Source organism: Adhaeribacter aerolatus, from assembly GCF_007991635.1.
Taxonomy (GTDB): domain Bacteria; phylum Bacteroidota; class Bacteroidia; order Cytophagales; family Hymenobacteraceae; genus Adhaeribacter; species Adhaeribacter aerolatus.
Window position 1 is genome coordinate 69,563 of record NZ_BJYS01000007.1, and the last position, 22,728, is coordinate 92,290.

At 44.2% G+C, this 22,728-nt stretch carries 19 protein-coding genes and 1 tRNA gene; 2 read left to right on the forward strand and 18 right to left on the reverse strand.

Annotated features, from left to right (window positions below):
* Positions 1–120: 120 nt before the first annotated feature.
* Together AAE02nite_RS06690 and AAE02nite_RS06695 are read right to left on the reverse strand one after the other, a co-directional pair.
* Entirely contained in the window at positions 121–336 is a 216-nt protein-coding gene (locus tag AAE02nite_RS06690) for a BF3379 family histone-like protein (RefSeq protein WP_146896238.1), read from the reverse strand.
* Between the two features lie 118 nt (positions 337–454).
* A complete protein-coding gene (locus AAE02nite_RS06695) occupies positions 455–1,702 on the reverse strand; it encodes an aminotransferase class I/II-fold pyridoxal phosphate-dependent enzyme (protein ID WP_146896241.1) in 1,248 nt (415 codons plus the stop codon).
* A gap of 205 nt (positions 1,703–1,907) precedes the next feature.
* Here AAE02nite_RS06695 and accC point away from each other — a divergent pair, with 205 nt between their 5' ends.
* Positions 1,908–3,410 carry an acetyl-CoA carboxylase biotin carboxylase subunit gene (accC, locus tag AAE02nite_RS06700; RefSeq protein WP_146896243.1) on the forward strand — a complete coding sequence of 501 codons (1,503 nt, stop codon included), beginning with the start codon at positions 1,908–1,910 and terminating at the stop codon, positions 3,408–3,410.
* Here accC and bshB1 read toward each other — a convergent pair.
* The 8 genes from bshB1 to AAE02nite_RS06740 all read right to left on the reverse strand — a co-directional run bounded on the left by bshB1 (position 3,407) and on the right by AAE02nite_RS06740 (position 12,075).
* Positions 3,407–4,126, reverse strand: coding sequence for a bacillithiol biosynthesis deacetylase BshB1 (gene bshB1, locus AAE02nite_RS06705; RefSeq protein WP_146896245.1), 720 nt, complete (start codon positions 4,124–4,126; stop codon positions 3,407–3,409). The genes accC and bshB1 overlap by 4 nt on opposite strands.
* Before the next feature lie 4 nt (positions 4,127–4,130).
* A complete protein-coding gene (locus AAE02nite_RS06710; protein WP_146896247.1) occupies positions 4,131–5,162 on the reverse strand; it encodes a M23 family metallopeptidase in 1,032 nt (343 codons plus the stop codon).
* Between the two features lie 175 nt (positions 5,163–5,337).
* On the reverse strand, positions 5,338–6,276 hold the full coding sequence (gene trxB / locus AAE02nite_RS06715) for a thioredoxin-disulfide reductase (protein ID WP_146896250.1): 939 nt from the start codon (positions 6,274–6,276) through the stop codon (positions 5,338–5,340).
* Between the two features lie 189 nt (positions 6,277–6,465).
* Positions 6,466–7,329, reverse strand: a complete 864-nt coding sequence (locus tag AAE02nite_RS06720; protein ID WP_026464485.1) for a sigma-70 family RNA polymerase sigma factor — start codon at positions 7,327–7,329, stop codon at positions 6,466–6,468.
* 213 nt (positions 7,330–7,542) lie between these two features.
* Positions 7,543–9,684 (reverse strand): polyribonucleotide nucleotidyltransferase, encoded by a 2,142-nt coding sequence (gene pnp / locus AAE02nite_RS06725; protein WP_146896252.1) that lies wholly within the window; start codon positions 9,682–9,684, stop codon positions 7,543–7,545.
* Between the two features lie 111 nt (positions 9,685–9,795).
* The gene (gene rpsO / locus AAE02nite_RS06730; protein WP_146896254.1) at positions 9,796–10,071 is read right to left on the reverse strand and encodes a 30S ribosomal protein S15; all 276 of its coding nucleotides are present in this window, start codon (positions 10,069–10,071) and stop codon (positions 9,796–9,798) included.
* 109 nt (positions 10,072–10,180) lie between these two features.
* Positions 10,181–11,602: an LptF/LptG family permease gene (locus AAE02nite_RS06735; RefSeq protein WP_146896256.1), complete on the reverse strand. Its 1,422-nt coding sequence runs from the start codon at positions 11,600–11,602 to the stop codon at positions 10,181–10,183.
* Between the two features lie 77 nt (positions 11,603–11,679).
* The gene (locus tag AAE02nite_RS06740; RefSeq protein ID WP_146896258.1) at positions 11,680–12,075 is read right to left on the reverse strand and encodes an START-like domain-containing protein; all 396 of its coding nucleotides are present in this window, start codon (positions 12,073–12,075) and stop codon (positions 11,680–11,682) included.
* A gap of 115 nt (positions 12,076–12,190) precedes the next feature.
* Between AAE02nite_RS06740 and AAE02nite_RS06745 the strand changes: the two genes are divergently transcribed.
* Positions 12,191–12,264, forward strand: a tRNA-Met gene (locus AAE02nite_RS06745).
* Between the two features lie 136 nt (positions 12,265–12,400).
* Here the strand turns inward: AAE02nite_RS06745 and rplT are convergent.
* The 8 genes from rplT to AAE02nite_RS06785 all read right to left on the reverse strand — a co-directional run bounded on the left by rplT (position 12,401) and on the right by AAE02nite_RS06785 (position 22,686).
* Complete coding sequence (gene rplT / locus AAE02nite_RS06750) at positions 12,401–12,745, reverse strand: 50S ribosomal protein L20 (RefSeq protein WP_146896260.1); 345 nt, start codon at positions 12,743–12,745, stop codon at positions 12,401–12,403.
* 71 nt (positions 12,746–12,816) lie between these two features.
* Complete coding sequence (rpmI, locus tag AAE02nite_RS06755; RefSeq protein WP_146896263.1) at positions 12,817–13,011, reverse strand: 50S ribosomal protein L35; 195 nt, start codon at positions 13,009–13,011, stop codon at positions 12,817–12,819.
* 65 nt (positions 13,012–13,076) lie between these two features.
* Complete coding sequence (infC, locus tag AAE02nite_RS06760) at positions 13,077–13,607, reverse strand: translation initiation factor IF-3 (RefSeq protein ID WP_146896265.1); 531 nt, start codon at positions 13,605–13,607, stop codon at positions 13,077–13,079.
* 103 nt (positions 13,608–13,710) lie between these two features.
* The gene (gene thrS / locus AAE02nite_RS06765; protein ID WP_146896267.1) at positions 13,711–15,651 is read right to left on the reverse strand and encodes a threonine--tRNA ligase; all 1,941 of its coding nucleotides are present in this window, start codon (positions 15,649–15,651) and stop codon (positions 13,711–13,713) included.
* Positions 15,652–15,666: 15 nt separating this feature from the next.
* The gene (locus AAE02nite_RS06770; protein ID WP_146896269.1) at positions 15,667–16,806 is read right to left on the reverse strand and encodes a tetratricopeptide repeat protein; all 1,140 of its coding nucleotides are present in this window, start codon (positions 16,804–16,806) and stop codon (positions 15,667–15,669) included.
* 483 nt (positions 16,807–17,289) lie between these two features.
* Positions 17,290–18,075 carry a tetratricopeptide repeat protein gene (locus tag AAE02nite_RS06775; protein ID WP_146896271.1) on the reverse strand — a complete coding sequence of 262 codons (786 nt, stop codon included), beginning with the start codon at positions 18,073–18,075 and terminating at the stop codon, positions 17,290–17,292.
* 47 nt (positions 18,076–18,122) lie between these two features.
* Positions 18,123–20,819 (reverse strand): DNA gyrase/topoisomerase IV subunit A, encoded by a 2,697-nt coding sequence (locus AAE02nite_RS06780; protein WP_146896273.1) that lies wholly within the window; start codon positions 20,817–20,819, stop codon positions 18,123–18,125.
* Positions 20,812–22,686 carry a DNA topoisomerase IV subunit B gene (locus AAE02nite_RS06785; protein ID WP_146896275.1) on the reverse strand — a complete coding sequence of 625 codons (1,875 nt, stop codon included), beginning with the start codon at positions 22,684–22,686 and terminating at the stop codon, positions 20,812–20,814. The genes AAE02nite_RS06780 and AAE02nite_RS06785 overlap by 8 nt, the downstream gene beginning before the upstream one ends.
* Between the last annotated feature and the right edge of the window lie 42 nt (positions 22,687–22,728).

Genomic DNA, 22,728 nt, shown 5'->3' on the forward strand with positions numbered 1-22,728 from the left:
AGGTTAATTTAAGAATTACCAGAACAGTTTATTAGGGCAAGCCCCCTACTGGCTATAAATAAAAAAAGTGACCTTCCTGGTCACCTTTTTTGTTTGTGTTCAGCGTTAATTAAGGTTGGCTTACTTTTTGGCTTTGCTTGCTTTAGCTGCGTCTTCGTTGGCAGTGTTATTTTTCATATCCTGCACCTCTTTCCGAAGGTCTTGCGCTAAATTCTTCAGGTCTTGCATACCTTTACGAACACGCGTACCTGCTGCGGAATTGCCCTTCTCATAGAACTTTTCGAAATCCGCTTCCAGCGACATTACTAAATCTCTTACTTTACTGAACTTGTTCATTGTTTTTTGTTATGTGTGTGGAACATGTATTTGATCGCTCTAATATAGTAAAAATTGAATTAGAAGCAAAAAAAACAGCTTTTTTTACTATTTAAAGTCGATCTGGGTAATATTTCTTTTACGAAACAGCCGGTATTGCAGTTTGTTTAGAATATTGTCCCTGTTCCAGCTTCTGCGCAATCTTCTCGAAAGCGCTGATTGTTTCTTCCACGTCGGCTAAAGTATGCGCGGCAGTAGGAATTAACCGGAGCATGATAACATCTTTTGGCACTACCGGGTACACCACAATAGAACAGAAAATACTAAAGTTTTCGCGTAAATCCAAAGTAAGGGCAGTAGCATCCGGTATCTGTCCTTTTAAAACAACCGGTGTTACGCACGATTGCGTGGTACCAATATTAAAACCACGGCTCCGCAAGCCATTTTGCAGCGCGTAAGTAATTTCCCATAGCTTATCTTTTAACTGTGGCTGGGTACGCAATAACTCCAACCGCTTTAAAGCGCCAATTACCAGTGGCATAGGCAACGATTTGGCAAATATCTGCGAGCGCATGTTGTAGCGCAAATATTCGATAACCTGCTCCGGACCGGCCACGAACGCGCCGATACTGGCCATGGATTTGGCAAAGGTAGAGAAATAAACATCAATGCCGTCCTGCACCTCAAAATGCTCGCCGGTTCCGGCACCGGTTTTACCCTGGGTACCAAATCCGTGGGCATCATCAATAAATAGCCGGAATTTATATTTTTCTTTTAAAGCCACAATTGCCGGCAAGTTCCCCAGGTTTCCCGACATACCGAATACCCCTTCGGTAATTACGAGAATGGCACCACCGGTTTCGTTTACCATGCGGGTTGCCCGCTGCAGCTGCTTTTCCAGGTTATCCATGTTGTTATGGGCGTATACAAAACGCTTACCCTGGTGCAGCCGCACACCATCGATGATACAGGCGTGTGATTCTGCATCGTAAACGATAACATCGTGCCGGTCTACCAGGGCATCAATAATCGAAACAACCCCCTGGTAACCAAAATTTAAAAGTAACGCGTCTTCTTTCTGCACAAAATCAGCCAATTCAGACTCCAGTAATTCGTGCTGTGTACTATTACCCGACATAATCCGGGCTCCCATCGGCGTAGCCATACCCCACTCAGCAGCGGCTTCGGCATCTACTTTTCGCACTTCCGGATGGTTTGCCAAACCTAAATAATTATTTAAACTCCAGGTTAGCACTTCTTTTCCCCGGAAAGTCATGCGGGGATTAATTTCTCCTTCCAACTTCGGGAAAGTAAAGTAACCATGAGCGTAATGCGAATGGCTTCCTAGAGGGCCACGGTTAGCAAGTAATTTTTCGAATAAATCCACTATCTCAATTTTTTTATAAAAAATCAATTAAATAAAGTTCAGTCTATTAACCTTAAACTGAACCCTTTTGGTGGGCACAAATTTATAGTTTTATCTTTTCATATCCAATGTTGCCGCCCGGCCTTTTAACGTTATTTTAAGAGGCTCCTATTTTTATATTAGCGGGTAATACTGTTTCTTTGAGTTGCGGTAAGGTAATTCGATTATGAATAAAATCAGAAAAATATTAGTGGCCAACCGGGGCGAAATTGCCTTACGCGTTATGCGCTCGGCCAAAGAAATGGGCATTAAAACAGTGGCCATTTACAGCGAGGCCGACCGGAACGCGCTGCATGTGCGTTATGCCGATGAAGCCGTTTGTGTTGGAGGGCCGAAGTCCGCTGATTCTTACCTGAAAATTGATACTATTCTGGAGGTTTGTAAAAAGCTAGCAGTAGATGCTGTTCATCCGGGTTATGGCTTTTTATCGGAAAATGCTGCCTTTGCCCAAGCTGCCGCCGCCGCTGGTATTATATTTATTGGTCCCGAGCCTGAATCTATAAGTTTAATGGGTAGTAAGCTGGCAGCTAAAGCTGCGGTGGCCAACTATAATATTCCGATGGTACCGGGTACCGACCAAGCCATCACGGATATTGCCGAAGCTAAAAATATTGCCGAAAGAGTTGGGTTCCCTATTTTAATTAAGGCCAGTGCCGGCGGGGGGGGTAAAGGTATGCGCGTGGTGGAAGAAGCAGGTGCCTTCGAAGAACAAATGCAGTTGGCCGTTAACGAAGCTGTTTCGGCTTTTGGCGATGGCGCTGTTTTTATTGAAAAATATATTGGTTCGCCGCGGCACATCGAAATACAAGTGCTGGGCGATACCCACGGTAATATTGTGCATCTGTTTGAACGCGAATGTTCTATCCAGCGCCGCCACCAGAAAGTAATTGAAGAAGCGCCATCGGCGGTACTAACCCCGGCCTTGCGGGCGCAAATGGGACAATGTGCCGTAGCGGTAGCCCGGGCCTGTAATTACGTGGGGGCCGGTACCGTAGAATTTTTATTAGATGAAAATCTTCAATTCTACTTCCTGGAAATGAACACCCGGCTGCAGGTAGAGCATCCCGTAACCGAACTGATAACCGGATTGGATTTGGTAAAGGAGCAAATTAAAATTGCGCAGGGCGAGCCTTTGTCTTTTAAACAGGAAGATTTAGAAATATCGGGTCATGCATTGGAGCTACGGGTGTACGCCGAAGACCCGCTGAATAATTTTTTACCGGATATTGGCCGGTTAACCACTTACAAAAGGCCGCAGGGTTTAGGCGTGCGGGTAGATGACGGCTTTGAAGAAGGAATGGAAGTACCTATTTATTACGACCCGATGATTGCCAAATTAATTACCTACGGGCAAACCCGGGCAGAAGCCATCGACCGCATGATTCGGGCGATAGCAGAATACCAGATTACCGGGGTGCAAACCACCTTGACTTTCGGGAAGTTTGTAATGGAGCACGAAGCTTTCCGCTCCGGAAACTTCGATACCAAATTTATTCAGAATTATTTTGGGCCAGAAAGTTTAATTCCTACCCCAGCACCCGAAGCTGAACAGGTTGCTGCTGTATTAGCTGCTTTTATTTACGAGCAAGCCCGGCCGCAAACAGCCGCATCCGGCACAATCTCCAATCATCCAACTGAATCTAACTGGAAAAAGAACCGATCTTCTTAAATTAAATCAAATAAATTCCGGACACCTAATTGGCGTTCTTTGGTAAAACCTTCGCCGAAAACAACACCAATGGCATGCCCCATTTCGCGGGCCCTGGCTTCTACAAATTTTAAGAAGTTGGGATCCGAAATATAGGTGTTGGGAGTCGTGTTTTGCGGATCGTAAAACTGGGATTTAAAGGCCTTAATGGTTTCCAGTTTTTCTTCCCAGTAGTCGGTAATATCTACCACAAAATCCGGCTGAATATAACGGTCCTGGATATAATGGTAAACAGCTTTAGGACGCCAGGCTTCCTGCTCCTGCTCAGTTTCATCAGTAGTTTTAACTTGTTTTAAACCAGCCAGAAAACAGGCTTCTGAAGCAAATGCGGAACCGCGGCCATGGTCGGGGTGCCGGTCGTGAACGGCATTGGCAATAACAATTTCGGGTTTAAACTGCCGCACTACTTTTACCGCCGCCAGTAACTGGTCTTTCTCGCTCCGGAAAAAACCGTCAGCCAAACCTAAATTTACCCGAACGTGTAAACCCAGTAATTTAGAGGCCGCTTCAGATTCCTGTGCCCTGATTTCGGGCGTTCCGCGGGTACCTAACTCACCTTGGGTAATATCGGCCACACCTACTTTTTTGCCTTGGCGAATATGCGAAATAATAGTGCCGGCACAACCTAATTCCACATCGTCGGGGTGCGAGGCAAAAGCCAGAATATCTAATTTCATAATATTATTTTATACGAATACTGCGCCCGGGGCGAAGCGTGGTACGACTGGAAATGCCGTTTAAACGGGTAAGCTGCGACACAGAAACGCCATACCGTTTGGCAATGCCACTCAGGGTATCGCCGCTCCGGATTTTGTGACTGACTACCCTCCTGGCCGAACTGGCCCGGCTGCGACTGGACGAGCGCTTGGTTTGGTTATAATAATTAAACAAAGCGGCCGAAATTTTAAATTCTTCGGACATCAGAGCGTAATCCGGAAAATCATAAACGCGTTCCGGGTCTAAGGGGTTTCCCTGATAACGTACTTCAAAATGCAAATGAGGCCCGGTGCTACGACCCGTACTTCCTCCCCATCCTATCAGTTCGCCGGCTTTTACGTATTGGCCTGTTTTTACAATAGCTTGTTTCAGATGTCCGTACAAGGTTTCCAAGCCGTTATAATGCCGTACCACCAGGTAATTTCCGTAGCCGCTGCCATCCCATTTCGAAATTCGCACCACCCCATCGAAAACTGCCCGTACCGAATCGCCAGTATCCAAATCCAGGTCGGTACCATAATGCCATCGGTAACCCCGAAATCCGAAATCCGATGTAACGGGCGTTTGGATTAGGGGCATTTTGCTGTACCGCTTGTTAGCTGCATCTACTAGCTTTAACGGAATTTCTTCTTTTATCTGGCGACCGTCCATTTGATAGGGGTTAATGTTTTTGGTATCCCAAATGTAATAATAACCTGCCACTTTAATCCAGGTGCTATCTACCAGCACTTCTTCCGACATTTCCACAATGCTCTGCTGGCCCAGGTCCAGCGAGGATGTATCTTCGTTAACAATCGAAAGTTTTTTAGCGGGGTTAAAAGGAACAGATTTACCGGCATCAGATTTATCATCCGGATAATCCTCGTACTTAATTAAAACCGTTGTGTCCGGACGCACATATTTAATCTGCGGCGACTTTGGTTTAAAGAAATCTTTTGATTTGGATTTATTATTATTTTTTCGTTGGGCGTAGCCGGGCAGGATACTTACCAACATAAATATAAGTAGAAGAAAAAAATGTATTTTAAGTTTATTCAATAACATTAGCCTTTAAATTTAGCTGCCTGTGGCTTGCATTTTAACAAATCAGGCATAGTTTTATTAACCACAGGCAGCTATTTTTATTTTATTATATTAATTCTGAATCTACTTAAAACAGCTTTAGGTATATCTAGTGGATTTCATTTGCCACCAGGTAGCGTTCAGCATCAAGTGCGGCCATACAACCGGTTCCGGCGGCTGTAACCGCCTGGCGATATTCATTGTCCTGCACATCGCCGCAGGCAAAAACACCGTCTATATTGGTTTTGGTTGAGCCCGGAATAGTACGCAGGTAACCTTGTTCATCGTGGTTAATATAATCCAGGAATATATTGGAGTTAGGCTCGTGCCCAATGGCTACAAAGAAACCCGAAACCGGTATTTCGGTTAATTCCCCGGTAATCGTATTTTTTAAACGTACCCCTTCCACGGCCTGCTCTCCCAGAATTTCATCGGTAACTGAGTTCCAGATTATTTCAATTTTGGGATTATTTTTTACCCGGCGCTGCATAATTTGGGAAGCCCGCATTTCGTCGCGGCGGATAATCATGTATACTTTCGAGCATAAATTAGCGAGGTAGGTAGCTTCTTCGCAGGCAGTATCGCCCGCTCCTACAATGGCAACTTCCTGTCCGCGGTAAAAAAAGCCATCGCAAACCGCACAAGCCGAAACCCCGTTGCCATTTAAACGTGCTTCCGAGTCCAGGCCCAGCCATTTGGCCGAAGCGCCGGTTGCAATAACAACGGTGTGAGCAGCCAGAGTCAGGTTGTCGTCGATGGTTACTTTCAGGGGCTTACTCGAAAAATCAACTCCAGTGGCAATGCCGTACCGGATATCCGTGCCAAACCGGGCCGCCTGGGCTTTAAAGTCTTCCATCATTTGCGGGCCGTTTATGCCTTGCGGATAACCCGGATAATTTTCAACATCGTTGGTGATGGTAAGCTGCCCACCGGGTTGTAAACCCTGGTACATTACTGGTTGTAAACCGGCGCGGGCCGCATAAATAGCGGCGGTATAACCTGCCGGTCCGGAACCAATAATTAAACATTTAATTATTTCAGAATCCATTACTTTCTCTAAGCAAATTTTGTGGCTGCAATATTACAAAATATTCTGCAGCTAATTTCACTACTACCAAAGCAGAACCTTAAAATGAGCCGGATTAGAACAGGTGCTTTTGCGGTAAAGTGGGGGTTTGATAAGAACTTAAAAACAAAAAGCCTTAACTTGGTTGGTTAAGGCTTTTTGTTTTAAATATTAACCTAAATATGGTTTCAGGGCTTTGCTACGCGAAGTATGACGTAAGCGCCGGATAGCTTTTTCTTTAATCTGCCGAACCCGCTCGCGGGTCAGGTTAAACTTTTCGCCAATTTCTTCCAGGGTTAAAGAGTGTTCCCCATTCAAACCAAAGTAAAGGGTAATCACATCGGCTTCGCGCTTGGTTAAAGTAGATAAGGCCCGTTGCACTTCTTTGCGCAAAGAGTCGTTCATCAGACCGGTATCCGGCGATTCTTCATCTTCGTTCTCCAGCACATCTAACAACCTGTTTTCTTCTCCCTGCACAAACGGCGCATCTACCGATACGTGGCGGCCGGAAATTTTTAGGGTATCAACTACTTCAGAAGTGGTTAATTCCAGTACTTCTGCAATTTCTTCCGGAGAGGGCTCGCGTTCGAACTTCTGCTCCAGTTCTGAGAATGATTTGGAGATTTTATTTAAAGAACCTACCCGGTTTAAAGGCAAACGCACAATCCGCGACTGCTCGGCCAAAGCCTGCAGAATAGACTGACGAATCCACCAAACAGCGTAGGAAATAAATTTAAAACCACGGGTTTCGTCAAAGCGTTTGGCGGCTTTAATCAAACCCAAATTACCTTCGTTAATTAAATCCCCTAAAGACAGACCCTGGTTCTGATATTGTTTGGCTACCGAAACCACAAAGCGAAGGTTGGCTTTCGTTAACTTTTCTAACGCAAACTGATCACCTTCTTTAATGCGCTGGGCTAACGTTACTTCTTCGTCCGGAGTAAGCAAATCAACCTTTCCAATCTCCTGTAAATATTTATCAAGCGACTGGCTTTCGCGGTTGGTTATTTGTTTACTTATTTTAAGCTGTCTCATTAGAGTATTGTCTAAATAATTTAATTTTTTAATTAGTTAAGATCTTTCAGTTACAATTATTGGCCCTTTAATATTTACCAGGGAGGTTCAATGCACCTCCCTGATTAATGATTTAAAGCTTTTCTGATTGTTAGGTTCTGCTTCTATTTGGTAGTGTGCAGATATCTTATTTGTAACTGAATTTATACTAAAATTAGTTCGCCGAAGCGCAGCTTATTTTTTATCGCTCACATTTTCGGGTTTTGGTAACAGAGCTTTCCGAGACAGTTTGAATTTGCCGGTTTTCTTATCTACATCCATCAGCTTCACTTTAATCTCTTCGCCAATCTCCAATACGCCTTCCAGGCTTTCTAAACGCTCCCATTTCACTTCCGAAATGTGCAGCAAACCATCTTTACCGGCCATAAACTCCACAAAGGCTCCGTAAGGCTGAATAGATTTAACCTTTCCTACGTAAACCTCTCCTATTTCGGGCACGGCTACAATGGCTTTAATTTTACGTACGGCTTCTTGCATGGCTTCCTGGTTCACCGCGAAGATATTAACGTAGCCTTTTTCGTTCTTCTCTTCAATCTGGATAGTTGCACCAGTATCTTTCTGAATCTGCTGAATTACTTTACCGCCTGGCCCAATAATAGCGCCGATAAATTCTTTTTCAATAATAATATTCTGCGAACGTGGCGTATGCGGTTTGTAATCCGCATTAGGCTGCGTAATGGTTTTTTCCATTTCGCCGAGGATGTGCAAGCGGCCTTGTTTGGCCTGGCTTAAAGCCTGTGACAAAACATCATTGCTTAAGCTCAGCACTTTAATATCCATCTGGCAAGCTGTTATACCTTGTTTGGTACCAGCCACTTTAAAATCCATATCACCTAAGTGGTCTTCATCACCTAAAATATCAGACAACACAGCAAACTTACCGGTTTCGGTATCGGTAATTAAACCCATGGCAATACCCGCTACTGCACCTTTAACCTGCACCCCGGCATCCATCAGCGCCAAACTACCGGCACAAACTGTAGCCATCGAGGAAGAACCGTTTGATTCCAGGATATCCGATACAATCCGGATGGTATAAGGATTTTCTTCTTCACCAGGTAATACTTTCCGCAAGGCGCGCATGGCCAGGTTACCGTGGCCTACCTCCCGCCGGCCGGGGCCGCGGTTTGGTTTTACTTCGCCGGTAGAGAAAGCCGGGAAATTATAGTGTAAGATAAATTTATTATAACCCGAGAACATGGCTCCGTCGATCATTTGCTCATCGAGTTTGGTACCCAACGTAACCGTGGTTAACGACTGGGTTTCGCCGCGGGTAAATACCGCCGATCCGTGGGTAGATGGCAAATAATTCACTTCTGACCAAATCGGGCGGATTTCGTCTAACTGACGTCCGTCTAACCGTAGCCGTTCATTTAAAACAACGTTCCGTACAGCTGCTTTTTCGGCGTCGTGGTAATATTTAGATATTAATTCTTCGTCTACTTCCTGTTCGGCCGGCAAAGAATCAACAAACTCTTTTTTAATGGCACCAAAAGCTTTTTTACGTTCGGCTTTCACCGGGTTGGCACTGGAAGCTACCTGGTAAGCTTTATCGTATACGGCCTTAAATATTTGGTCTTTCAAGGAGTCATCGTGGGTTTCGTGCGAATATTCCCGCTTCTCGGTAGCGCCAGCTTCCTGGGCAAACTCAATCTGAGCCTGACACTGGTCTTTGATAGCTTCGTGGGCAAACTGAATGGCGGACAGCATTTCTTCTTCCGACACCTCGTTCATTTCACCTTCTACCATAGCTACCCCTTCCATGGAGCCACCTACAATCATGTCGATATCAGCCCGGCCTAAATCGGTTAAGGTCGGGTTAATTATAAACTGACCATCGATGCGGGCAACCCGTACTTCCGAAATGGGACCATTAAATGGAATATCGGAAACCGAGATAGCAGCCGAAGCGGCTAAACCGGCCAGGGCATCCGGCAATACTTCCGTATCGGCCGAGATAAGACTGATTAATACTTGCGTTTCGGCATGGTAATCATCCGGGAAAGTAGGACGCAACACCCGGTCAACCAAGCGGCTGATCAGGATTTCGTAATCTGATAAACGCGCCTCTCTTTTTAGAAAGCCACCCGGAATTTTACCGGAGGAAGCAAATTTCTCCTGATAATCTACCGACAGAGGCAGAAAGTCGACGCCGGCGCGGGCCTCTTTAGCCGAAACAACGGTAGCCAGCAACATGGTATTACCCATTCTTACCACTACGGCACCATCGGCCTGTTTCGCCAGTTTTCCGGTTTCGAGGGTAATTTCCCTTCCGTCGGCCAGGCGTATAGTTTTATTTATAACTTTATAAGACATCTATTTTAAAACATTAAAAAGCAGGCATAAGCCTGCATAAGATCTGTAATAAGAAAAAGAAATAGGTATAAAAATATTAGGGAACCCTTTTATGAATTCCCTAATAGTTTATTATTTTCTTATACCTAACTCACTGATAATGGCGCGGTATCTTGCGATATCAGTTTTTGATAAGTAGTTTAAAAGTCTTCTTCTTTTACCTACCAGTTTCAGCAAACCTAACCGGGTAGAAAAATCCTTCTGATTAGATTTTAAGTGCTCTGTCAGGTGGATTATACGATGGGTAAACAGACCGATTTGCGATTCAGGAGAACCAGTATCGGTTTTAGACTTACTTAAACTGTTTTTTTCAAAAATTTCTTGTTTCGCTTCAGTTGTTAATTTCATCGGGGTATTTATACTTATCAATCTATTTCCGAGTATATTTTTTTATATAAGGCGCAAAGTTACAAAATTGTTTCCTTTATCGGAAATTTTTTCCTAAACTTTCCTAATGCTACATTTTATTTTTCTTTAGCCGCAGGCTTAGCTTCCGCCAGAAATCAAGTTCGAGCAAATTAGAGTCGTTGCGAGCCTGGTACAGGAAAAATAAGCCAACCGGCAATAATATAAAATTAGCCGCCCACATCCCGGCCGGTACAATCACCAGGCCTTCGCGCCCCCATTTTTCGCCCAAAATGGTGAGCACGTAATAAATAATAAAAAATATAATAGAAATAATAACGGGCATTCCCAAGCCACCTTTTTTTATAATGGCGCCCAGCGGGGCACCTATTAAAAACATAATTAAACAGGCTGCCGATTGGGTGTACTTTTTGTAAATTTCAATTTCGTAGTTGTTGGCCTCGCGATAAGCAACCTTGCGTTTATCGGCTGCCGTAGTAGTAAAGCTGCGAATATTACGGGCCTTATTGGCCGCCGCCGAATAAATATCGCGGGTAACAGGCTCCAGTTTGCGTTTAGTTACTTTTGCCACCTTGGGTTTAGTAGCCCGCCGGGCAGAATCTACGGGTAAATACGTATAATAAGGACTAATTTGTATCCCACTGGTTTCCTTATCTTTACTTAACTGGGTGCGGAGCGAATCGGTGACGTGCTGCAATTCTTTAATGTTCAGCATCATTTTGCTGCCTTTAAATAATTCTTCGCGGGTCCGGTCGAGGTTAAAAGAAGATAAGTTAAAAAGCAGTTTATTTGTTTCGAAGCGCTGCCGGAAAAAACCAGCCCCATTGTTGTTCGTCGCCGACATAGAACCTTGCTGCGCCCCTTCGGCAAACAACTGTCCATTAAATAAATCGAGCGCTAAATATTGCTCGTTAAATTTAGTGTACATCCGGCCGGAGTCGGCCAAGATAACGTTGGTATTGCCATTGGCATCAGAGTGATCGTATATCATTACACCTTTCAGCGTAGAACCATCATCATACTTTTTATCTACTTTAATGCTATACCCCGGAATACCGTTGTAGAATATTTTCTCCCGGATATCGAGCGAAGGTTTTTTTTGCCGGATATCCCAGAGCAAGCTGTAAGCTTTTAAATTGGCTTTCGGCACTATTTTTTCGTTAAAAAAGAAGGCGCCGACAGATAATAATAACGCGACAAAAAAAACCGGCCGCAAAATACGGAGCAGCGAAATACCGGAAGTTTTAATAGCCGTTAGTTCATGGTGCTCGCCCAGGTTCCCGAAAGTCATCAGCGACGAAAGCAAAACAGCCAGCGGCAAAGCTACGGGCACCATGTTTAAACTAAAGTAACCTAATAACTGAATAATTACCTGTATGCCTAAATCTTTGCCTACTAAATCGTCGAGGTATTTAAGCATGTACTGCGTGAGCAGAATAAATTCTACTACCGCAAACGTTAAAACAAAAGGACCTAAAAAAGATTTTAATATTAACTTATCTAATTTTTTCATGTAGGGTCGAAGCAATAAATATTCCTATTGCTTTCATAAATCCGTGCCGGATATTTTAAGCTATTTAATAACGAAATTTAGCCCCCAATAATTTCACGCAAACTCACAATCAGGCCATCCCACAACTCTTTCATCTCTTCCATATCTTCTTCGTCTGAATAATCTATTACCCGCAGGTACTGTTCCTGGGTTAGGTCACTGGTTTCTATGGTAAAATCCATATAACTCGCATCAGGCTCGTGTTTTTTATCATCGGTCAGAAAAACAAACCGCACCGATTTATTTAAGCGGTGGTTGGTCATTTCGGCGAAATGGTTCTGGTTATCCCAGATAAAGTTGAAGGTTTTGTCTTCGTTCACAATTACTTTGTCGCAAAACCATTGTTCCAAACCGGAAGCAGAACTTAAATAAGGGTAAATCATGCGGGGGGAGGCATTGATGATGCGTTCGCATACAAATTTATGCTTTTTCATAGCACAGAGGTTAGAGGGTAGAGTAGAAAAGATGCTCAAATAAAATCAATATTTTTTATTTTAAAAAAAGTTGTGTTTGTATGTACCTATTTATACATTTGCACTCCAATTACACGGCGGGGTAGCTCAGTTGGTTAGAGCACAGGATTCATAACCCTGAGGTCAGGGGTTCAAATCCCCTCCCCGCTACACAGCCTTAGGTTAACTGCCTAAGGCTTTTTTTGTTTTTTACAATATAGATATAATAAAATATCATAAAGAATATTTAACCTAAATAAAAAAAGCTTAGCGGGGGGCTAAGCTTTTTTTATTTATGCAATTAAGGCTATTTAACTTTTTCGATGATACCTTTAAAGGCAGCCGGATTGTTCATTGCCAAATCGGCTAATACTTTCCGGTTCAGGTTAATATTGGCTTTCTTTAAGCCGCCCATAAACTGAGAGTAAGATAAACCATATTCGCGCGCACCGGCGTTAATACGCTGGATCCACAAGCCACGGAAATCTCTTTTCTTGGCTTTGCGATCGCGGTAAGCATAAACTAAACCTTTTTCAACGGCATTCTTGGCAACGGTCCAAACATTCTTGCGACGTCCGAAATAACCCTTTGCCAGTTTCATGATGCGCTTTCTTTTTTGTCGGGCAGCTACGACATTGACTGATCTTGGCATTTTAACTTAATTTTTGGAGATTGGTGATTCCAGCGGAATTCTTTTTACCAGGCCCCGGGTGAAAAATAATTTTAGATGTTGAGCATGGCTCTTACGCGGTTCTCGTCAGCGGAGCTAACCAGGCCCACGTGCGTTAATGCTCTCTTCTGTTTGGTGGTTTTCTTGGTCAGGATGTGGCTCTTAAAAGCGTGTTTCCGCTTAATTTTGCCTGTACCTGTTAAAGAAAACCGCTTCTTTGCACCAGATTTAGTTTTAACTTTAGGCATTTTATAGAAATTTAGGTAATTGATTTAAACTTTTTTCCGGCCGAAATAATTCAAACCGTAATATTTTATTTCTTTGGCTTCGGTGTCAGGAACAAGAACATCCGTTTACCTTCCAGCTTCGGCAATTGCTCTACTTTTGCTACATCCTCCAGGGCCTGGGCAAATTTAAGTAACAACACCTCTCCTCTTTCTTTAAACACAATGGTCCGGCCAACAAAGTGCACATAAGCCTTTACTTTGGCGCCATCTTCTAAGAAAGCCCGGGCATGTTTTACTTTAAACTCGAAGTCATGATCATCGGTATTGGGGCCAAAGCGGATTTCTTTTGTTACCACTTTCTGCGTTTTGGCCTTCATTTCCCGCTGCTTCTTCTTCAAGTCGTACTTAAACTTGGAGTAATCAACAATACGACAAACCGGCGGTTCAGCTTTAGGCGATATTTCTACCAGATCGAGGTTTTGTTCCCGGGCAATGCGTAAAGCATCTTCCGTGGAATACACGCCGGTCTCTATATTCTCACCAACTAATCTTACCTGCCGGGCCAGAATCTTATTATTGATCTTGTAGGGTTCCTCTACCACCCCACGCTGCGGCATCCGTCTGTTAGTATTCGTATTGATAATTTTGCCTCCTTAAATAACGGTTTTTACAACTAAGGTGCGAATATCGCACTAATTCAGGTATTATGAAAAAATAATTCTAATTTTTGCTTAAAATATCTGATAACATTTCTTTAAAATTCTGAATAAATGCATCAACGGTTAAGTTGCCCATATCTCCTTCGCCGTGTTTCCGCACCGAAATAATATCGTTTTCCTGTTCTTTCTCGCCTACAATTATCATATAAGGCACTTTCTGAACTTCAGCATCCCGGATTTTCCGGCCGATTTTTTCGTCGCGGTTGTCAATAAAGCCCCGAATGTCTTCCTGCAATAAACGCTGGTAAACTTTTTCAGCGTACTCATGGTATTTTTCCGAAATAGGCAGAATGGCAAACTGTTCCGGGCTCAGCCAAAGAGGGAAATTGCCGGCACAATGCTCAATTAACACGGCCACAAAGCGCTCCAACGATCCAAACGGCGCCCGGTGAATCATCACCGGCCGTTGTTTGGTGTTATCCGGGGCGGTGTATTCCAGTTGGAAGCGTTCCGGTAAATTATAATCTACCTGTATGGTACCTAATTGCCACTTCCGGCCCAAGGCATCCTTTACCATAAAGTCGAGCTTTGGTCCGTAAAAAGCCGCCTCGCCTAATTCGGTTACGGTACGCAATCCTTTTTCGTGGGCTGCTTCTATAATAGCGCTTTCGGCTTTTTCCCAAGCTTCATCGGTACCAATATATTTCTGCTGATTTTCCGGGTCGCGCAAAGATATCTGGGCGGTATAATCTTCAAAGCCTAACACTTTAAATACATACAGCACCAAGTCAATAACCTTAATAAATTCTTCTTTCACCTGGTCGGGTCGGCAGAAAATATGTGCATCGTCCTGGGTAAAGCCGCGCACCCGGGTTAAACCGTGCAGCTCACCGCTTTGCTCGTAGCGGTAAACAGTCCCAAACTCGGCCAGCCGTAAAGGTAAATCGCGGTAAGACCGGGGCTTGGTTTTGTAAATCTCGCAGTGGTGCGGGCAGTTCATCGGTTTCAGCAGAAACTCCTCGCCTTCGTTCGGGGTGCGGATGGGCTGGAAAGAATCGGCGCCGTATTTTTCGTAATGCCCGGAGGTTACGTATAGTTCTTTGCTGCCAATGTGCGGCGTAACTACCTGCTGATAACCAGCCCGGGTTTGGGCTTTGCGCATAAAACTCTCCAGGCGTTCGCGCAGCATGGTGCCTTTGGGTAACCACAAGGGCAAGCCCATTCCAACTTTTTCGGAGAAAGCAAATAACTCCAGCTCTTTACCTAATTTGCGGTGGTCGCGGCGTTTGGCTTCTTCCAGGCGCTCCAGATATTCGGTTAATTCTTTCTGCTTCGGGAAAGTAATGGCGTAAACGCGGGTAAGCTGTTCGCGTTTTTCATCTCCGCGCCAGTAAGCGCCGGCTACGTTCATGAGTTTGGCCGCTTTTATAAACCCGGTATTCGGAATATGCGGTCCGCGGCACAGATCAACAAAATTGCCCTGCGAATAAAAAGTGATAGAACCATCTTCCAGCCCTTCGAGCAAATCCAGCTTATACTGGTCGCCTTTGGTTTTGAAATATTCGATGGCTTCGGCTTTAGGTACGGGCCGGCGAATATATTCGCTTTTGTTGCGGGCCAGCTCCAGCATTTTTTGTTCGATAGCCGGAAAATCATCCTGCGACAACTGCTTCCCGCCCAAATCTATGTCGTAGTAAAAGCCATTTTCGATGGCCGGACCAATACCGAATTTCACGCCGGGGTACAGCGCTTCCAGGGCCTCGGCCAGGAGGTGCGCCGATGAATGCCAGTAAGTAGCTTTGCCTTCAGTATCGTTCCAGGTGAGTAATTGCACCCTGGCATCTGCCTCGATGGGCCGGCTTAAATCCCAGACTTCATTATTTACTTTTACGGCTAATACATTGCGGGCCAACCCTTCGCTAATGCTGGCGGCTATTTCCATACCGGTAACACCCGGTTGGTACTGCCTCACCGAGTTATCTGGCAAAGTAATATTGATCATTTTTATTATATAAATTTAATAAATAGTGTCTTGTATGATATCATCCGGAATATAAATATCTGCCGGCATAATATTATTATAATTACGGGTTCTGCGCAGGCTGTCCCGCTCCGTCTTTTTTATGCCCCAAGTTGAACGACGTACCCCCCACATCGATTTAATATCGTTGGGTTTCCGCTGTAAAACCTGACTATAAACCGCTAAGGCTTCCTGATACCGGCCAGTTTTTTCATAGCTTTCGGCTAACATTTCCTGACCTTGCTCCAGGTTCCGCAGTCCGGTTTTTACCTTTTCCAGGTTAGCCGCCACGCCGGCATAATTCCTTTTCTTGTACTCCATTAAAGCTAACTGGTAGTTAGCCAGATATAAATCCGGGTCTAACTTTTGGGCCTGGGCAAAACTCACATAAGCGCTATCCGGTTTTTTCAGGCCTTTGTACCAAAGACCTTTCTGATACCATAAAAAGGCATTCGCCGGTTCTAAAATTTTTCCTTTTGCCAGGAAAACAGCGGCCTCCGGATAATTCTGCTGCGCGTTGTAGATACTCCCCAAATGCAAATAAGGATGCACAAACTCAGGTGCATTCCGGATGGCCCGCCGGTATAAAACCATGGCCGAAGCAGTATCGCCTAAAGCCGCCCGGGCTATGCCTTTATAAAATAGGCCGTACTCATTATCGGGTTCCTCGTCCAGCGCCAGATTTACTTTTTCTAGCGCTCCCTGGTAGTTCTTTTTCTTTATTAACAGTTCAGCTCCGAGTAAATACCCGTTAGCTTCTTTTAAACCAATTTTTTCAGCTTCCTCCACCCTGTTTAAGGCTTGGGTTATTCTGCCCATATCGCGCAAAATAACGGCCTCCCAGAAATAATAATCGGGTTGGTTGCTGTTAAATTTTATAGCCTGCTCTATATCGGCTAAAGCTTTATCGAGCTTTTTAGCCTGCCAGAAAAGTTTAGCCCGCTTGGCATATAAACCGGCATTATTCTGGTCCAGGTTTAAAGCCTCGTTTAAATCAGCTATTTTGATTTCGCTAACCCCGGTAAGCGCCTTGGTATTTACCATTGGGTCCTGGTTTATGACTTCGGTGGTGCATGCGCTTACGCTAAATAAATATGCTGTCAGCAGAAAGCCCGATATGCCACCTAAACCTTTCATAAACTATAATCCGGTGCTAAATTATTACTTATTCCGCTATAATCATAAATTATAGTAAAGTAGCCTCTTGAACTGCTTAATTTTTCACAGAAATACCCATTATGCTCACAATGGAAGGATTTACCTATCTGGCGCACCGGCCACGTTATTTCCTAAGCCAAGTCCTAGAATTTTAGTAGAAACAGGAAGGATTCATTTTTTTCTAAAACAGAGAATAATAAGGAACAGGAATTACCTTTAATCCAGGTGGTTTTGCTTTTCGGGAAGGTAGTTTGGGTCTTTCTGGTTAATACATAATTTAAGTCCGCACAATGTTTCAACCGCACCAATCCATTACTTCTAATAAATAGATCTGGGATAAATTTGCTTAAATTATTACTGAAAAAAGGAATATTTTTTATACTGAAAGAAGGAATATTTTCCTTTTTTGCTAACCCTAAAACTTTGTGAAATGGTTTAAGCCAAATTATTGTACTAAAAACATTAGGCAGCAGTTTTACCAAGGTTATGCAACAAAGCTTTGCAGCGACGGCTCAGCTCCAAATCATCGGAGGTAACCAATTGCAGCATAATTGCTTTTTCAAGTACTTCAACGCTTTTAACCGGATTTTTCATGTCGCGGTAAATAATAGCCAGGTCGTAGTAACTGCTAATATTGCTGGGATTGTACTCGATAGACCGGTTAAGCGATTGAATGGCTTTGTAATTGCTGGCGCCAACCGGCAGGCCGCCGCTTATGAATTTAGAGGCCGTACATTCAAAAAAATTGAGATTAGCTGCTTTATAATACCAGCGGCCTAATAGCTGCCAAGAATCGGCATGAGCCGGATTTAAGGCTAATGCTTTATCCAGATGTGCCTTTACCAGCTTCATATTAACCAGGCGTTCTTTTACCCCGGACATTAACGATAAATTGTTTAAAGCGGCTGCCATCGCATAATGGGCATCAGCCCCATTGGCATTTACGGAGAGTGCTTTCTGAGCATAATCTCGGGCCGAAGTAAGAAATTGTAGCCTTTGGGTTTCATCGGAAAAGCGGGAGCCAATCCGGAGGTCGAGCAGGCTTAGTTTGTAAAGGGCTTCGTAGTTGTTGGAATCAAAGGTTAAAACCAGTTCAAATTTTTGGAGGGCCTCCCCGTCTTTATACTCCAGGTACAAACGGTTAGCTTCTTTCAGCAATTCATCCGAAGGTAAAGAGGCAAGTGCATGGCCCGCCACTGCCAGCCATGCACCTAATACCAAAATAAAAACTTTAAAGGTCTTAATCATATACTACCTATGTCATTTCATAAAAGAATATAGTACAAAAGCAAGAATTAAAATAAATTTAATTGCTTTTTTGCTTTTGGTGGTTTATCTTCTGTACCATCTATACTACTCATTTCCAGCGGAATAGTTGCCCCATCTACGGATATTTCTACTTCTTTCGGCAGCGTAATAGGTATAGACTTTGGCACTTTTTTAACTTGTTTCGGCGCTGGTTCAGGCACTTCCTCTTCTGCTTTTTTAAGTATTTGAATATTATGTATTTTAAAATAATTCAGTTTATTGCCGGTTGCCTTCCAACCTTTCACATCAATAAAGAGGTTCAGGCTGATAGTTTCGGTTTCCTTTTCACTCTTCTTATCTTTCTGGTACTTCACTTCTGCAATGGGTTCTTCCTGCGTACTTACCGAAACCAGTTTTGAACCTTTGCTTTCGTTCAGGTAAGAGAAACGCTTACCCGTGGTGCGGGTTTCAATCCGGAACCGCTTCACGTAGTATTGCTTGTTCTCCCCGTCGTAATGGATAGCCGTAATTACCCGCTCCGGATCAAACTTTTCAATTATTTCAATATTCTGAACATCGTAATGGTTCGTCAGGTCGAACGAAGTAAGTTCATAACTGCCATCTTTAAACAGCACCAGAATCGTATCCTCAGTATTAAAGCTACCCAGGTAACGTCCTCTGGATTCGGTATTTAAACGGCCAATTACTTCGTCGTAGTATATTTCGCGGCCACCTAAAGTCGATTCGCCCAGGCTTTTCTGTACTACTTTCTTCACCGGGTACTTCGTAACCATGTTGCCCTGCGAACCTTTGCCTTTAATCATCAGCTCGGCAAAGTCGTAGTCGAAGGTTTTTACCCTGGCTGTAGACGCTGGCGCCAGCGTAATGGTTACAATCTCCGACTCACTATTCGGGTTGGCGGTTAAATAATGTACCTTCGAACCTTTGTTGCCTTTGGTTAAGTCGTATTCTTTGTCACGGGTTATGCCATTTACCGAGAAGCGCTTGGCCATGGAAATACCAGATTTACCATCCACGTAAATCATGTTGTACACCATATGCTCGTCGTTTTTACTGTAAATACCGGCATAAATAATATCCTTGCCCACAAAAGTTTTCTCGGCAATACGAGTTACCCTAAATTTCCCGTCTTTGGTAATGGCAATAATATCATCCATGTCGGAGCAATCGCACACGAACTCGTCTTTCTTCAATCCGTACCCCACAAAGCCGTCGGCCCGGTTAATATATAACTTTTGATTCGCGATTGCAACTTTTTGAGCCGTAATTACATCAAAAGTTCTTATTTGAGTTTTGCGGTCACGTCCCTGGCCATATTTCTTTAACAGGTTTTCGAAGTAAGCAATCGCAAAGCGCACCAGGTTCGCCAGGTTATCGGCTACCTCGGCCATTTCCTCTTCCAGCTTGTTAATATATTCGTCGGCTTTAAAAGAATCGTATTTCGAAATCCGCTTAATTTTTATTTCGGTCAATCGAATAATATCCTCCTGGGTAACTTCCCGGCGCAGTAGCTTTTTAAAAGGTTTTAATCCTTTATCAATAGCTTCCAGTACGGCTTCCCAGGTAGTACATTCTTCAATTTTGCGATAGATGCGGTTCTCGATGAATATTTTTTCCAGCGACGACATGTGCCATTTCAGATCCAGTTCAGCCGCTCGAATTTCGAGTTCCCGCTTCAGCAAGGCCAACGTTTTCTGCGTCGAAATCTGCAATACGTCGTCGGCCGTCATAAAATGCGGCTTATCTTCGATAATTACGCAAATATTCGGCGAAATAGAAATTTCGCAATCGGTAAAGGCGTAAAGTGCATCAATGGTTAAATCGGGCGATACACCGGGCGGTAATTGCACGTGAATTTCCACGTTGGCCGCCGTATTATCTACTACCTTTTTAATCTTGATTTTATTCGCTTCGCTGGCTTTTACGATAGATTCCATCAAAGCCGTAGTGGTAGAACCATAAGGCACATCCCGGATAATCAGCAAAGATTTATCTACCTTTTCAATGGTTGCCCGTACTCTAATCCGGCTGCCGCGCGCCCCACCTTTGTAATCGGTCACATCAATCATACCACCGGTCTGAAAATCCGGCAATACTTGCGTTTTCTTGCCTTTGAGCACATCAATAGAAGCTTTGATTAGCTCCTTAAAGTTGTGCGGCATAATCTTCGTAGACAATCCAACGGCAATCCCCTCTACGCCCTGCACCAACAGCAATGGGAATTTTACTGGCAAGGTAACCGGCTCGTTTTTCCGGCCGTCGTAAGAAGCCTGCCAAACGGTGGTATCGGGGTTAAAAACTACATCCAGCGCAAACTTTGATAAGCGTGCTTCAATATAACGGGGTGCAGCCGCACTGTCGCCGGTGCGTACATCGCCCCAGTTACCTTGCGTTTCAATTAATAAATCTTTCTGCCCCAGGTTTACAATGGCATCGCCAATAGAAGCATCGCCGTGCGGGTGATACTGCATGGTTTGGCCGATTACGTTAGCCACTTTGTTAAAGCGACCATCGTCCATTTCCTTCATGGCGTGCAGGATGCGGCGCTGCACGGGTTTCAACCCGTCTTCAATGGCCGGCACTGCCCGTTCCAGAATAACGTAGGAAGCGTAATCTAAAAACCAGTTCTGGTATAAACCATCAACCGGGGTAATGTCGTGTATTTTCTCTTCGCCTTCAAACGGTTCGTTTAAAAGGCCTTCGTTTTCAGTATCGTTAAGCATAAATTTCTTCTTCTACGTCGGCAACAATGTCTTTCTCCACCTTCAGGTTCTGAATAATAAATTGCTGGCGCTCGGGCGTATTTTTGCCCATGTAGTAGCTCAGCGTTTTCGGGATAGAAGTATCGGCGTGCAGAATTACCGGCTCCAGGCGAATATTATCGCCAATAAATTTACCAAACTCATCCGGCGAAATTTCGCCTAAACCTTTAAAGCGGGTAATCTCCGGGTTTTTGCCCAGCTTTTTCATGGCTGCCTGTTTTTCCTCTTCGTTGTAGCAGTAAATGGTTTCTTTCTTGTTGCGCACCCGGAACAAAGGGGTTTCCAGAATAAACAAGTGGCCATTTTTTACCAAGTCGGGGAAAAATTGCAGAAAGAACGTAAGCAGTAGTAACCGGATGTGCATGCCATCCACGTCAGCATCGGTGGCAATTACCACGCGGTTGTAACGCAAATCTTCCAGACCTTCTTCGATATTTAAAGCGTGCTGCAACAAGTTAAACTCTTCGTTTTCGTATACTACTTTCTTTTTCAGGCCATAGCAGTTCAGCGGTTTACCCCGTAAACTAAATACGGCTTCCGACTCCACGTTCCGCGATTTGGTAATAGAACCACTCGCCGAATCGCCCTCTGTAATAAATAAAGTAGAAAGCAAGTGTTTTTCGTTTTGCTCGTCGGTAAAGTGGATGCGGCAATCGCGGAGTTTGCGGTTGTGCAAATTGGCTTTCTTAGCCCGTTGGTTCGCCAGCTTTTTAATGCCGGCCATATCTTTGCGTTCGCGCTCACTTTGCTCAATCCGCCTTTTCATGGCGTCGGCCACGGCCGGATTTTTGTGCAGGTAGTTATCTAAATGCTCCTTCACAAAATCGTTGATGTAGCCGCGCACCGTTGGGCTGTCGGGCCCCATCAGGATAGAACCTAATTTAGTCTTGGTTTGTGATTCGAAAACCGGCTCCTGCACCCGCAAACTGATGGCACCAATTATAGAGGCGCGCACGTCGGAGGCTTCGTAATCTTTCTTGAAAAATTCTTTTACCGTCCGGGCAATGGCTTCGCGGAAAGCCGCTAAGTGGGTACCGCCTTGGGTAGTATACTGGCCGTTTACAAAAGAATAATATTCCTCGCCGTACTCATCGCCGTGCGTTAAAGCAATTTCAATATCTTGGCCCTTCAGGTGAATAATTGGGTAACGCAAACTTTCGGGATCGCCTTTACGACTGAGCAAATCTTTTAAACCATTTTCGGAATAAAATTTCTGACCGTTGAAATTAACCGTGAGCCCGGCGTTCAGGTACACGTAATTCCACATTTGGTTTTCGAGGTATTCCGGAATAAACCGGTAATTCTTGAAAATGGTATCGTCGGGTACAAACGTGATTAAAGTACCGTTACGCTGGTTGGTTTCGGTTACCGGATGGTCCTGCACCAGTTCGCCGCGTTCAAATTCGGCTACTTTCATCTGGCCTTCGCGCACCGACTGCACGCGGAAATAGCTGGCCAAAGCGTTGGTGGCTTTAGTACCTACCCCGTTCAGACCTACCGATTTCTGGAAAGCCTTGCTGTCGTACTTACCACCGGTATTTATTTTAGATACGCAGTCGATTACTTTACCCAGCGGAATGCCGCGGCCATAATCGCGTACCTGTACTTTGTGTTCAGAAATTTTAATTTCAATGGTTTTGCCATTGCCCATCACGTATTCGTCGATGGAGTTGTCGATAATTTCTTTTACTAAAATGTAAATACCGTCGTCTTGGGAAGAGCCATCGCCCAGTTTCCCAATGTACATTCCCGGCCGCAAACGAATGTGTTCGCGCCAGTCCAGGGAGCGGATACTGTCTTCGGTATAAGCATTATTTGTTTCTGCCATTCTTAAAAAGCAATAAATTTTAGAATAAAATTAGACTAAAGG

What these genes read in the sequence shown, in the direction of transcription:
- rpsO (WP_146896254.1), bottom strand. Translation starts at nt 10,071, where the DNA reads ATGAAATTAACAACTGAAGCGAAACAAGAAATTTTTGAAAAAAACAGT.
- trxB (WP_146896250.1), bottom strand. Translation starts at nt 6,276, where the DNA reads ATGGATTCTGAAATAATTAAATGTTTAATTATTGGTTCCGGACCGGCA.
- AAE02nite_RS06740 (WP_146896258.1), bottom strand. Translation starts at nt 12,075, where the DNA reads ATGAAAAAGCATAAATTTGTATGCGAACGCATCATCAATGCCTCCCCC.
- rpmI (WP_146896263.1), bottom strand. Translation starts at nt 13,011, where the DNA reads ATGCCTAAAGTTAAAACTAAATCTGGTGCAAAGAAGCGGTTTTCTTTA.
- AAE02nite_RS06785 (WP_146896275.1), bottom strand. Translation starts at nt 22,686, where the DNA reads ATGGCAGAAACAAATAATGCTTATACCGAAGACAGTATCCGCTCCCTG.
- infC (WP_146896265.1), bottom strand. Translation starts at nt 13,607, where the DNA reads ATGCCGCAGCGTGGGGTGGTAGAGGAACCCTACAAGATCAATAATAAG.
- accC (WP_146896243.1), top strand. Translation starts at nt 1,908, where the DNA reads ATGAATAAAATCAGAAAAATATTAGTGGCCAACCGGGGCGAAATTGCC.
- AAE02nite_RS06775 (WP_146896271.1), bottom strand. Translation starts at nt 18,075, where the DNA reads ATGATTAAGACCTTTAAAGTTTTTATTTTGGTATTAGGTGCATGGCTG.
- bshB1 (WP_146896245.1), bottom strand. Translation starts at nt 4,126, where the DNA reads ATGAAATTAGATATTCTGGCTTTTGCCTCGCACCCCGACGATGTGGAA.
- pnp (WP_146896252.1), bottom strand. Translation starts at nt 9,684, where the DNA reads ATGTCTTATAAAGTTATAAATAAAACTATACGCCTGGCCGACGGAAGG.
- AAE02nite_RS06720 (WP_026464485.1), bottom strand. Translation starts at nt 7,329, where the DNA reads ATGAGACAGCTTAAAATAAGTAAACAAATAACCAACCGCGAAAGCCAG.
- AAE02nite_RS06710 (WP_146896247.1), bottom strand. Translation starts at nt 5,162, where the DNA reads ATGTTGGTAAGTATCCTGCCCGGCTACGCCCAACGAAAAAATAATAAT.
- AAE02nite_RS06770 (WP_146896269.1), bottom strand. Translation starts at nt 16,806, where the DNA reads ATGAAAGGTTTAGGTGGCATATCGGGCTTTCTGCTGACAGCATATTTA.
- AAE02nite_RS06735 (WP_146896256.1), bottom strand. Translation starts at nt 11,602, where the DNA reads ATGAAAAAATTAGATAAGTTAATATTAAAATCTTTTTTAGGTCCTTTT.
- AAE02nite_RS06780 (WP_146896273.1), bottom strand. Translation starts at nt 20,819, where the DNA reads ATGCTTAACGATACTGAAAACGAAGGCCTTTTAAACGAACCGTTTGAA.
- rplT (WP_146896260.1), bottom strand. Translation starts at nt 12,745, where the DNA reads ATGCCAAGATCAGTCAATGTCGTAGCTGCCCGACAAAAAAGAAAGCGC.
- thrS (WP_146896267.1), bottom strand. Translation starts at nt 15,651, where the DNA reads ATGATCAATATTACTTTGCCAGATAACTCGGTGAGGCAGTACCAACCG.
- AAE02nite_RS06690 (WP_146896238.1), bottom strand. Translation starts at nt 336, where the DNA reads ATGAACAAGTTCAGTAAAGTAAGAGATTTAGTAATGTCGCTGGAAGCG.